Source organism: Hephaestia sp. MAHUQ-44 (assembly GCF_023806085.1).
Taxonomy (GTDB): domain Bacteria; phylum Pseudomonadota; class Alphaproteobacteria; order Sphingomonadales; family Sphingomonadaceae; genus Sphingomonas.
Genome location: NZ_JAMSLX010000027.1, coordinates 1 through 10,812 on the forward strand (window position 1 = coordinate 1; position 10,812 = coordinate 10,812).

The 10,812-nt window shown below is 59.4% G+C and carries 12 protein-coding genes; 5 read left to right on the plus strand and 7 right to left on the minus strand.

Going from position 1 to position 10,812, the window contains the following annotated elements:
- The first annotated feature begins 57 nt into the window (after positions 1 to 57).
- The gene (locus tag NFE57_RS16340; protein ID WP_502802774.1) at positions 58 to 318 is read left to right on the plus strand and encodes an IS3 family transposase; all 261 of its coding nucleotides are present in this window, start codon (positions 58 to 60) and stop codon (positions 316 to 318) included.
- 79 nt (positions 319 to 397) lie between these two features.
- Here the strand turns inward: NFE57_RS16340 and NFE57_RS16345 are convergent, their stop codons facing one another.
- Genes NFE57_RS16345 through NFE57_RS16355 form a run of 3 tightly spaced genes read right to left on the minus strand, consistent with a single transcriptional unit; the run spans position 398 to position 2,381 of the window.
- A complete protein-coding gene (locus NFE57_RS16345) occupies positions 398 to 994 on the minus strand; it encodes an NTP transferase domain-containing protein (RefSeq protein WP_252136656.1) in 597 nt (198 codons plus the stop codon).
- A gap of 35 nt (positions 995 to 1,029) precedes the next feature.
- Positions 1,030 to 1,632: an HAD-IB family phosphatase gene (locus NFE57_RS16350; protein ID WP_286207883.1), complete on the minus strand. Its 603-nt coding sequence runs from the start codon at positions 1,630 to 1,632 to the stop codon at positions 1,030 to 1,032.
- Complete coding sequence (locus NFE57_RS16355; RefSeq protein WP_252136657.1) at positions 1,629 to 2,381, minus strand: class I SAM-dependent methyltransferase; 753 nt, start codon at positions 2,379 to 2,381, stop codon at positions 1,629 to 1,631. Before NFE57_RS16355 ends, NFE57_RS16350 begins: the two co-directional genes overlap by 4 nt.
- A gap of 257 nt (positions 2,382 to 2,638) precedes the next feature.
- Between NFE57_RS16355 and NFE57_RS16360 the strand changes: the two genes are divergently transcribed.
- Positions 2,639 to 3,364, plus strand: a complete 726-nt coding sequence (locus tag NFE57_RS16360) for a CDP-alcohol phosphatidyltransferase family protein (protein WP_252136658.1) — start codon at positions 2,639 to 2,641, stop codon at positions 3,362 to 3,364.
- Between the two features lie 78 nt (positions 3,365 to 3,442).
- A complete protein-coding gene (locus tag NFE57_RS16365; RefSeq protein ID WP_252136659.1) occupies positions 3,443 to 4,171 on the plus strand; it encodes an aspartate/glutamate racemase family protein in 729 nt (242 codons plus the stop codon).
- 8 nt (positions 4,172 to 4,179) lie between these two features.
- Here NFE57_RS16365 and NFE57_RS16370 read toward each other — a convergent pair whose 3' ends face one another.
- Positions 4,180 to 5,751 (minus strand): lipopolysaccharide biosynthesis protein, encoded by a 1,572-nt coding sequence (locus tag NFE57_RS16370; protein WP_252136660.1) that lies wholly within the window; start codon positions 5,749 to 5,751, stop codon positions 4,180 to 4,182.
- On the opposite strand from NFE57_RS16370, the gene NFE57_RS16375 reads away from it, so the two are divergent.
- A complete protein-coding gene (locus NFE57_RS16375) occupies positions 5,738 to 6,325 on the plus strand; it encodes an LbetaH domain-containing protein (RefSeq protein ID WP_252136661.1) in 588 nt (195 codons plus the stop codon). The genes NFE57_RS16370 and NFE57_RS16375 overlap by 14 nt on opposite strands.
- Positions 6,322 to 7,293, plus strand: a complete 972-nt coding sequence (locus NFE57_RS16380; RefSeq protein WP_252136662.1) for an NAD-dependent epimerase/dehydratase family protein — start codon at positions 6,322 to 6,324, stop codon at positions 7,291 to 7,293. The genes NFE57_RS16375 and NFE57_RS16380 overlap by 4 nt, the downstream gene beginning before the upstream one ends.
- A gap of 11 nt (positions 7,294 to 7,304) precedes the next feature.
- Here the strand turns inward: NFE57_RS16380 and NFE57_RS16385 are convergent, their stop codons facing one another.
- The 3 genes from NFE57_RS16385 to gmd are packed head-to-tail and all read right to left on the minus strand — an operon-like array spanning position 7,305 to position 10,562.
- Complete coding sequence (locus tag NFE57_RS16385) at positions 7,305 to 8,540, minus strand: WcaI family glycosyltransferase (RefSeq protein ID WP_252136663.1); 1,236 nt, start codon at positions 8,538 to 8,540, stop codon at positions 7,305 to 7,307.
- Between the two features lie 6 nt (positions 8,541 to 8,546).
- A complete protein-coding gene (fcl, locus tag NFE57_RS16390) occupies positions 8,547 to 9,494 on the minus strand; it encodes a GDP-L-fucose synthase (RefSeq protein ID WP_417439178.1) in 948 nt (315 codons plus the stop codon).
- Positions 9,495 to 9,497: 3 nt separating this feature from the next.
- On the minus strand, positions 9,498 to 10,562 hold the full coding sequence (gmd, locus tag NFE57_RS16395) for a GDP-mannose 4,6-dehydratase (RefSeq protein WP_252136664.1): 1,065 nt from the start codon (positions 10,560 to 10,562) through the stop codon (positions 9,498 to 9,500).
- Positions 10,563 to 10,812 lie beyond the last annotated feature (250 nt).

Here is a 10,812-nt window from a genome sequence, read left to right on the forward strand (position 1 = left end):
CAGCAAGATCGCAGCCGATTGGCCCGCCACCCGCTGGGACGAACTGCTCCCATGGAATTGGCAGCCACCTGTCGATCAGCCCATCGCTCAAGCCGCCTGAACCGCGGCCTCCAGGCCACGCTTACCGATAATGCCCCGATGGAGAGCTTCTTCCATACCCTCAAGGTCGAACTCGTCCATCAGTGCCAATGGGCAACCCAAGCCGAGGCTCGGCAAGCCCTGTTCGGCTACATCGAAGGATACTACAACCGGCATCGCATGCACTCGGCCCTCGGGTATCTCACGCCCGAACAGGCCGAACAGCGCATGATCGGCTAACCCAGCGTGTCCGCCAAACCGCGGGAAGATCAATGTGGCTTCTGACAGCCTAGCGACGATCCCCGTGCAACCGCCTTGTTTACACCGCCGCAGCAAACCGCTCCGCCGCTTCGAGATCGGCGGCGGTATCAACTTCAGCGAGGTGGAGCATGCACCCGGGGAGCGGGAGCGATCGCGCGAGGTGCTCGAAGACATAGCTATCAGCGCCGGCTAGCAGATCCGCCGGGCCGGTCACGATATTCGCCCATTCGAACGCACTCGCTTCGGTGCGGGAGAAGCCGGTCACTGCCAATTCATCAGTTGCCGGGGCGGCCACGCTCGCGAAGACCGTCTGCTCGCTTTTGGGTTCGGTCAGCCCGACGAGGACGTCGTGATGTGCGGCCTCTTCCAGAAAATTCGCCATATCGGCCGGTACGACCAGCAGATCGCCGTCCATGTAGAGCACTTTGCCCTTCAGATGGCGCGCGCCCAACGCGAAGCTGTAGGCGGTATTGGTGGCATGGAAATCGGGGTTGCGCACAATCACCACATTGCGGTGATAGCTCGCGCAATATTCCATGACCAACTCCTCGCGATAGCCGACCACAAGGTGAATCGTGTCGACATGCTGCTCGAGCAGGCCGACCAGCCGGGTGAGAATCTTCTGCTTGCCCACCTCGATCATACATTTGGGCATGCCAAGGCCAAGTCGCGACCCCAGGCCCGCTGCTGCTACGACAGCGCTTCTAACAGGCTGCACAGAGCCACTCCCTCATGGATGACATAATCGGCGGCTGAGATTGCAGCGTGTGACGGCGCGTGGACGCCGCCGAACGCCACCGAGACATCGGCGGCGCGGAACATCGGCATATCGTTGGCGCCGTCGCCGATCGCCACCACGCGATCATAGCCCCGGCTCCGAATGTCCGCCACGGCGTCGCCCTTGTCGAGGATGGTCCCAAGCGACAGCTTGCCGTCGTCAAACGAGGCCGTCGAGGAGTATAGGGTTGCCCCGCATTCCTCGGCGATGCCGTCGATCCAGATGTTCAGATTGCCCGTCACTAGGAAACAATCGGCATTGTTGCGCCGAATGAAACTGAAGATGTCCTCATTGAGGGGCACCGCGTCGACGATGGCGCGGATCCGCTCCGGCGGGATCGCGCCGAGGATCAGGCAGCGCAGCCGGAAGGAGGGGATGAAATCGATATGCCCGTCCATCGTGGCGCGGGTTAGCGTCTCCATTTCATCGGAAATGCCCAGTTCCGAGGCGATGCACGGCAGAATTTCCGTGCGCGTAACGGTGCCGTCGAGATCAAAACAGAATGCTGTTCTCATCGTGCGATGACGATCCAGCGTTGCTTGGTGTCGGCGCGGTTGTTGAGCGCTGCATCGAGATAGACGTCGCCGCGATCGCGGACGCGAAATCCGCTTGCGGACAGCGTCTGGTCGATCATGGCGATCAGTTCTGGTTCGGAGCGGTACATAGCGTTGTAATTCTGCTCCATGTCTTCGGAGAAATGTTCCGTAATGGTGAGCCGCAGGTTCGTCGCGAGCGGTTCGCGCAAGACGATCAGCGCCTCGGGCGCCGCGACCTCGGCCATCGCCTCAAGCGCGCGCAACGCCTCGTCGTCATTAAGATACATGAGGACACCTGCACAGAGCAGGCGATCGAAAGGCTCGCGTTCGCCAAGCGCGTCGAGCGAAAGCGCGTCCGCGGCGCAAACCGAGAAGCGGACCTTGGCGTCGGCGGCGAACATGCCTTCGGCGATCCGCACCAGGCCCGGGCTCATATCTGCGCCGTGATAGCTGCTGCACTGCGGTAGAAGCGCCTGCGCCCAGCGGCCCGTGCCGCAGCCTATATCGAGCACGCGATGATGGCTCTCAAGCTGCATCTTGGGAAGAAGCAGCGCCTTTTCCGCCGCGTCCCGGCGCTCGGCAAGATCGGGATCCTTATCCTGATAGATAACGGCCCGTACGGGGCCAAGCGTCTCAGCCTTCACCGCGCGTTGCTCGAAAAACTCGGTGATCGCCGCGCGATCAAGGCGCGGCGAGTCTTCGCTCGCGCTGGAAAACGTCCGTGTCATGGCGATGCCAAGTACACATCTCGCAACCGGGACTCAAGTTGGCTGGAGCATGCGCGGGCTGATCCGGCCTTCAGCGACGACAACACGTTGCAGCGGCCAGTTCGCACGTTCCAGGTGAGCGGGACGGGTTCATCGGACGTTGCGACGGGTCGTCGATCTCGTCTGGTCGGCGATCGGGGGCGTGTTGCATGGCGATGGGTGATCACTTAACAGCGGCCATCAGCTCAGCCCGGAGCCAATTTGTTGGATAGACGCGCATGACAACGCCGACCATGGCGGAAATCAGGGGGGCCGCGCAGGCACCTAACAATATCTGGTGGCCCATCTTCTACCTGCCCTCGGGATATTTCGTGTGGGCTGCGGCGAGACTGGGCTTGTCTCCCAATCACCTGACGATCACGGCGGCCATCTCCAATGTCATCGGCTTGATCGTCATCATGGCATATCCGCTGGGGACGGCCAGCATCGTCGCGGCGTATTGCGTATTCTTTCTTGCCCATACATTGGATTTTTCCGATGGCCAATTGGCGAAAGTTACCAATCAACGATCGAAGCAAGGGGCGTGGCTGGACTCGTCGCTAGATATTACAAAAGTAGCGATCGTCACCGCATGCTATTATACGATTATCAACGGATTGTCGTTGGACTCTATGTTGGTGAAGGTCGCCGGTATTTTCCTGATGGGTAATATCGTAAATTACTCGGTCAGCCTGGCGTCTTACGCTTATAGAACAAAAGTCGATGGTTACGATTCTGAACAATCCCCATTGAACTATTCCCTGTCTGTATATGGACTAAGTGGGAAACTGGGGAGAACCATTCTTTCTAATATTCGCGAGTACGGAAATTTTCTCGTGATCATGATTCTGTTCGCGTTTTTTCCTCTCATAGCTCTTATCGTGTTGATCTGTTGGGGCGCTGCGCAATGGATATTGGCAATCAATCGCATTCGCCATGTTGCGCGCGTGGTACAGGATAGCTGAAAGAAAGCGGCCGGATAAAATTGCTCCAAAAGTTGGGATGACATCGAAATGCCTGTAATTTCCCCACCTGGCGGCATCGTGGATTGGCCGCGCGACGAAGGCGTTCTGGGAGTGATCGGGGTCGCGCCTTGGTCAACGCTTGAATTTGCCTCGACGCTGTATCGGTTGGTCGATGCACCCAAGGACTGGCATTATCCGCGCGTCATTTTCGACATCAACACCAAGCTCCCGAGCCGGGGCCGTCACCTCGATCTTGGCGAAGCCGATTTTTCCCCGGCCATCGCCGCCTCCATCCGCGAACTCGCCGATCAGGGAGCCACCGTCGTCGTGGTGACCTGCAATACAGCGCATGTCCTGTACGACCGCTGGGCGGCCGACGCACCGGTGCCGGTTCCGAATATCATCGACGCGACGGTAGGTGCGGCGCTGGCGCAAGGTGGTCGGAACCTGGCGGCCTTGGGATCGGGCGGCCTGGCGCGCTTCGGCACCTATGCCGAGGCGGCAGCCAGGCGCGGCGCGATGGTTCTTCCCCTTGATCAGGAACAGCAGGCGCTGGTCTGGTCGGGCATCGATCAGGTCAAGGTGAACGGCCGGATGGACGCCGAGATGCTGGCGCGGTTCGATGGGCTGGCCGATACGCTCGTGCAGGCAGGGGCAGACACCATTCTTCTGGCATGCACCGAGCTTTCCGAACTGCGCGCTCGGTTCGAGAGCAATGGTTATCGGGCCATCGATTCAAGCGAAGCGTTGGCGCGTGAAGCCCTGCAATTGCTCCGCCTTCCGGTAGAACGTTTCGCCGGCCAATAATCAGCGGGTCATCGGCGCCGCAGCTTTCGGTACAATTGGCCGGTGTCGCGCAACGCGTCGGGGATTGCCTCGAAAAATTCCCGGGGCGTCGCAAACAGGCGGATCACGATCCGGGCAATCACGACCCACATGACGAGATCGACGACCAGCATGGCGATGGCACCGCCTTCGGCACCGAACCGCAGCGCGAGCCCATAAGCCAGAACCGCGCTGAACGCCGCAAGCACGACGAAGATCGGTGTGAAGAGCCGTTGCTTGTTGACCGCCACGATCATGTTCGACACCGGCGACCAACTGCCGTTTGCCAGCATCACTGCCACCATCAGTGCGACCATCGGCCATGAAACGTGGACGACATCGTGCGTCCAGAGCCCGATGATCTCGGGGCCGGCAACAAGCAGGATCACGCCGATCGGAAGCAGGATCAGCGCGCTCGTGCCCAAGATGAGCAGAATCAACCGGATCTGAAGCGGTCGATTGGCGGCCGCGCTCGCCATCGAGAATTCGGGCATGGTCGCGTTGGTGACGGTGCCGACGATCTGCATGCCGAAGCGCGTGAGGGTTCGCGTCGTGGTGAACAACGGCACGGCGGCCGGGGACGCGGCCCAGCCGATCGCAAGCGCGGTTCCCTGCAACACGAACGCCTGTGCCATCGGCACCGCCATGATCGCGAGCGCCGGGCGCAGCAACTCACGCATGCAATCCATGCTCGCATGACGGAAACCGATGTGGATGCCCTTGGCGATACGATGCATCACTATGCCGCGGACAAGCGTGCCGAGCGCCCGCCACATCAGGTACGAAGCCGCGACCGCGATCATCCCCCCGCCCGAGGCGGCAATCACCATCGCCGACACCCCTTCGATCAGGAGCACGCAAGCCGCGATCGCGGCTTCGACCGCGTAATTTCCGCTGCCCTGATAGCCCCCCGAAAAGAGCGTGGCGCTGATGATGAGGACACCATAGCAAGACATCAGCCCCAGAGCCCAACGCACCTCATGCGCCGATACCGCCGCCGATCCGATCCACGATGCCGGCAGCAACGCGGAGGTCAGCCCGATCAGGGTGCATAGGAGCACAAACATGGTCGCGATGAAGACAAACGTGGTCTGAAACGTGACGAGCGCGCCCTTTATGTCGCCACGCGTCATCTTCATCGTCATGTCGACCGCGCCGGCCTTGGCAAAACCGAGGTCGCTGACCAACAGGTAGAACGGCACCGTAATGATCATCAACCAGGTGCCGTAGCGCTCCAACCCCCATTGTGAGGCGAGGATCGGGACGATGGCAAGTTGAACCGCCGTATTCACGATTTGGCCGAACGCGTTCGCGCCGACGCCCTTAGCCAGACGGCGGATCATGGACGATGGCCGCAACATGGGTATTTCATGGCACCGCTGAATAGAATTCCCCACCGCCGCGCAAGCGCCAATGACGGGAGCTTTGCGCGACATCGCGTCGAGATGACATGAAATCCGGCGCGAGTTGCAGGGATCGGTCATTGAACGGGCCAGCGCCCTGGTTGTAAGGCCGGCGGCAATCCTACCCGAAAACTGAAGGCTGGTGATGTCGAACCACATTCGTCAGGGAAGCATATACGGCAGCGCCGGCCGCGCGCGTAGTTTCAGTTGGTCGAACATCCTCTTTCGAGCGACCTGGAACACGACGTGGTTTCTGTTCGCCGCATGGACCCCACCCCAGCTATATGCCTGGCGCCGTTTTCTCCTGAATCTTTTCGGCGCGAAAATCGCACCCGGTGCGCGGGTCTATGGCTCTGCGCGGATTTGGTATCCCCCCAATCTGGAAATGGGTCGTGGCGCTGTGCTGGGATTCAATGTGCAATGTTATTGTATGGACAAGATCGTTCTGGAGGATTTTGCCGAGGTGGCACAGTTCGTCCATTTGGTGGCCGGCACACATAATATCGACGATCCGCATTTCCAGCTCTACACGCGCCCAATTCGCATTTGTCGCCATGCCTGGCTGGCTTCGGGGGGGTTCGTGGGCCCCGGAGTCACGGTCGGAGAAGGGGCGGTTCTCGGCGCGCGGGGTGTAGCGGCCAAGAATTTAGAGCCTTGGACAGTTTATGTCGGCAATCCGGCGAAGCCGATCAAAACACGATATAATTTCTTGAAGGTGACGCACGGCAAATGACAAGATTGTTTCTCACGGGTGGTTCTGGGTTCATTGGTGGCGAGATCGCCAATGCGGCACTGGAGCAAGGCCATGGCTTCGCACTTTACGATCTGGCCAAACCAAATTTCACGCAACACATGCCGTTTTGGGTCCAGGGAGATGTCCGGGATTTGGAAACGCTTTCTCGCAGTGTTGAAGCTTTTCGGCCCGATGCGATCATTCATCTCGCTAGCGACACCGACGTTCAGATTACACGGATGGAGGAATTCACGACCACCTTGTGTGGCACGCAGAACGTGATCGACGTCATTCAGCGCGCTGACGCACTGTGTCCCAACCTCTCGAAGTTCGTTCACATCTCTACTCAATTCGTCGTGAAGCCGGGAATCACACCTGAGTCAGAGATCAAGTTCGCTCCATACACCGTTTATGGAGAAGCGAAGGCCGAGACGGAACGCATGGTGCGCGCGGCCGACCTCCCCATCTCTTGGCTTATCATCCGGCCGACGATCATTTGGGGGCCGCACCATCCTTCGTTCAGAGAGAATATCTTTCGGCATATCTCCAGTCGCCACTATCTCCACCCTTCCAGGTCGGAAAAGATTCTGCGCGCCTTCGGCTATGTCGAAAATACGGCGCAACAGGTCTTGGCTCTTACGCTTTCGGGGGAAGGACGCGAGGGTAGACGCGTCTTCTACGTCGGCGACGATACGATTGACTACGATATCTGGGCCGATGCCTTCTCGGTCGGCTTGACGGGCAAGCCGGCCCGTCGAATTCCCTTATGGTTGCTCTCGCTACTGGGCGGGGCTGGCGACATTTTGAAGAAGCTTGGGCTTCCCGCACCAGTCGATTCAGGGCGGGTGTTCCGGATGTCGACGTCCAGCGCAATTGATCTTTCGCCAACCCACGCGATCACGGGAGCGCCGAAAATTCCCTTTCCATTGGGTGTGCGTAAAACAATAGAGTGGCTGCGTCGCTCTTAGCCAAGGCTCGGTCACGGATCCGCGTTGTCGACGATGCGGGCAAGCTTTTCCGTAAAGCGATCGAGGATCGCAGTCTTCGACCATCGTTCCTCGGCACGTAGACGCGCTGTCTGCCCCAATAACGTGCGCCGCTTCGCGGCATCCAGCAGATCGGTAATCGCCGTTGCAAAAAGCTGCGCGTTCCCCGGCGGGGTTGTGATCCCGCACCCTGCCACCTCCGCAGCGAGGCCCGTATCGACATCGGCGGTCGCAACGACGGGGCGACCCGAGGCCAGCATATTAGTGAGCTTCGACGGCAACACCAGGTCGGCGGCATCGGCCAGTTGCGGCAACAAGTGGACCGTTGCCAAACCCAGTAGTTCGCCCAGCCGCTCCCGCGGCTGAAGGTCGTGAATTTGAACATTCCCTAATTGGGCGGCCGCGCGTTCCAATCGCGCTCTGTTTTGGCCTTCCCCACAGATCACGAAAGTCAGATCCGTCCGGTCCCGCAACGCGGCGGCCGCCTCGAGAACGATTTCGATGCCCTGCTTGTTCGCGATATTGCCCGCATAGAGCGCAACATAGGGCGTCGTGATGCCCCATTCCGTGCGATATAGTGACTCCCCGCCGAGCGGGCGCACTGCATCCACGTCCGCCCAATTACGAAATTCATAGATACGCGTGGGGTCGACACCCTTGCGGACCAAAGCCGCGCACATCTGCGGCGATATGGAGCTGACGACATCGAACCGTTGAAGAATCCAATTTTCCACTTTAGCGGCGATGCGGGCCGGCAACGTATCGGGGTCGATCAGACCCGTGGCGAACGCGGCCTCGATTTCGAAATCCTGGATATGAAGCCAGGTCTTCGCTCTCGTGAGCCACCCGACGAGCCAGGCGATCGGTGCGGCAATCAGCGAAGGCGCGGTAGTGAACACCACGTGCGGTCGAATCTTGTACCCAGCCTTCACCGTCGGCACGAACGCGGCGGCAGCAAAGCTGATAAGATGGAGGATCCGTCGTAAGCCCGTCGGCTTGGCCGGGACATAAAGGGGACACCGGGTTACATCGACACCTTCGTCGACCTCCCTTTCCCAGCGTTTACCCGAATAGCCATCGAAGACCTTCCAGGCCGGGTAATAAGGCTTCGCGACGATTGCGCGCACCTGCTTTCCCGATGCGGCCAATGCGCGCGCCATGTCACCCGAGTACAGGCCGATGCCGATTTCTTCGGGGGCATAATTGAGCCCGAGAAGCAGGATACGCATGATCGATCAAAAAACCTTGTGATCGAGGAACCACTGATAGGCACCGGCAATCCCGGTCGGGAGCGAAATCGCCGGCGACCAACCCATCGCCCGTAATTTGTCCGCCGCCATCAGCTTGCGGGGTGTTCCGTCGGGCTTGTCGGTGTTGCAGTGGATGTCGCCGGAGAAACCGACAACCTCACAAACCAGATGCGCCAGATCGAGGATCGTTTGATCCTCGCCCGATCCGACATTGATATGGTCGTAATGCGAATAGCGCTTGAGCAGCAATACGCAGGCATCGGCTAGATCGTCGACATGAAGGAATTCGCGTCGCGGCGTGCCGGTACCCCAAATCTCGATCGCGGCAGCATGCGCCTGCTTCGCCTCGTATGCCTTACGGATCAGCGCCGGTAGCACATGGCTGGTGTTGAGATCGAAATTGTCACCGGGGCCATAAAGGTTAGTCGGCATCGCCGAAATGAAATCATGCCCATATTGACGGCGATACGCCTGGCACAGCTTGATTCCCGCAATCTTGGCGATCGCATACCATTCGTTGGTCGGTTCGAGCGGCCCTGTCAGCAGGCTTTCCTCGTGGATCGGCTGCTCGACGAATTTAGGATAGATGCAGCTCGATCCCAGGAACAGCAGCTTTGCGACGTCGGCCCGATGCGATGCCTCGATGAGGTTCGCCTCGATCATCAGGTTGTTGTACAGAAAATCGGCGGGATAGCTGTCATTGGCGAGGATGCCGCCGACCTTGGCGGCCGCAACCACCACCACATCGGGACGGTGATCAGCAAACCAGGCGCGCACTGCGGCTTGGTTCATCAGGTCCAGGTCGTCGCGGGTCGCTGTCAGAATCTCGCAATCCTCGCGGGCGAGCCGCCGGGCGATCGCCGAGCCGACCATCCCGCGGTGCCCGGCCACGAAAACTCTCTGTCCGGCAAGCCGAAAGTCGACATCTTCCACGGCTCAGGCGTCCTTGTTGATCGGCGCGTCGCGCATCACCATCAAATCGGCCTGGACCATTTCACGGGCCAGTTCCCGGACGGGCGTCTCGTGCGTCCAGCCCAATTTCTGCCTCGCCTTTGAAGGGTCGCCGATCAGCAGTTCGACCTCGGTCGGGCGGAAATAGCGCGGATCGACCTCGATCAGGCAGTTGCCGGTCTTGGTGCAATACCCCTTTTCATCCACGCCCTGCCCACGCCATTCGAGCGCGACGCCGGTATCCTCAAACGCCCATTCGACGAAGGTCCGCACCGGGGTTGTCTGCCCTGTCGCCAGTACATAATCGTCGGGTTCGTCCTGTTGGAGCATCAGCCACATCCCTCGCACATATTCGCGCGCATGGCCCCAGTCGCGCTTCGCGTCGAGATTGCCGAGGTACAGCTTTTCCTGCCGGCCGAGGCTGATCGCCGCGGCCGCGCGGGTGATCTTGCGCGTTACGAAGGTTTCACCGCGCAGCGGGCTCTCGTGGTTGAACAGGATGCCGTTCGAGGCATGAAGGCCGTATGCCTCGCGATAATTGACGACGATCCAATAAGCATAGAGCTTTGCCGCCGCATACGGTGAGCGCGGATAAAAGGGGGTCGTCTCGCGCTGCGGCACTTCCTGGACGAGGCCGTAGAGTTCCGACGTCGACGCCTGGTAGAAACGGCAGCGCTGTTCCATGCCCAGAATGCGGATCGCTTCCAACAAACGCAGCGTCCCGAGCCCGTCAGAATTGGCAGTATATTCGGGGGTCTCGAAGCTCACCTGCACATGGCTTTGCGCGGCCAGATTGTAGATCTCTGTAGGTTGCGTTTCCTGAATGATCCGAATCAGGTTGGTGCTGTCGGTCATGTCCCCATAATGGAGATGAAAGCGTGCATCACTTTCGTGGGGATCCTGGTAAATTCCTTCAATGCGCCCCGTGTTGAACGATGAGGAACGGCGCTTTATGCCGTGAACTATATAGCCCTTACCAAGAAGAAGCTGCGCAAGGTAGGCGCCATCTTGACCGGTAACACCCGTTATGAGAGCTGATTTCTGTGCCATCTATAATTCAACACCTTTATTTTACTCAAGGCACCGATCTTCATTTAATTGAACGCTGCCTTCATCGACGCGCCTGCACGAGATAATGAACAGGGCGAACAATTCTATTTATAGATTTAGTTTTCGCTGCCATATTGGTAGTAATTATATCCGTAGTGTGCGTAAGGGCTGCTGGTTTTCTTGGGGTCGAACTTGGTGAGGACGGCGCCGAGGAGGTTGGCGTGGCCGGTATTGAGGCGGCGGAGTGCGG

Coding starts and splice junctions, on each gene's coding strand:
- NFE57_RS16345 (WP_252136656.1), bottom strand. CDS start 994: ATGCCCAAATGTATGATCGAGGTGGGCAAGCAGAAGATTCTCACCCGG.
- NFE57_RS16350 (WP_286207883.1), bottom strand. CDS start 1,632: ATGAGAACAGCATTCTGTTTTGATCTCGACGGCACCGTTACGCGCACG.
- NFE57_RS16355 (WP_252136657.1), bottom strand. CDS start 2,381: ATGACACGGACGTTTTCCAGCGCGAGCGAAGACTCGCCGCGCCTTGAT.
- NFE57_RS16360 (WP_252136658.1), top strand. CDS start 2,639: ATGACAACGCCGACCATGGCGGAAATCAGGGGGGCCGCGCAGGCACCT.
- NFE57_RS16375 (WP_252136661.1), top strand. CDS start 5,738: ATGTCGAACCACATTCGTCAGGGAAGCATATACGGCAGCGCCGGCCGC.
- NFE57_RS16370 (WP_252136660.1), bottom strand. CDS start 5,751: ATGTGGTTCGACATCACCAGCCTTCAGTTTTCGGGTAGGATTGCCGCC.
- NFE57_RS16380 (WP_252136662.1), top strand. CDS start 6,322: ATGACAAGATTGTTTCTCACGGGTGGTTCTGGGTTCATTGGTGGCGAG.
- NFE57_RS16385 (WP_252136663.1), bottom strand. CDS start 8,540: ATGCGTATCCTGCTTCTCGGGCTCAATTATGCCCCCGAAGAAATCGGC.
- gmd (WP_252136664.1), bottom strand. CDS start 10,562: ATGGCACAGAAATCAGCTCTCATAACGGGTGTTACCGGTCAAGATGGC.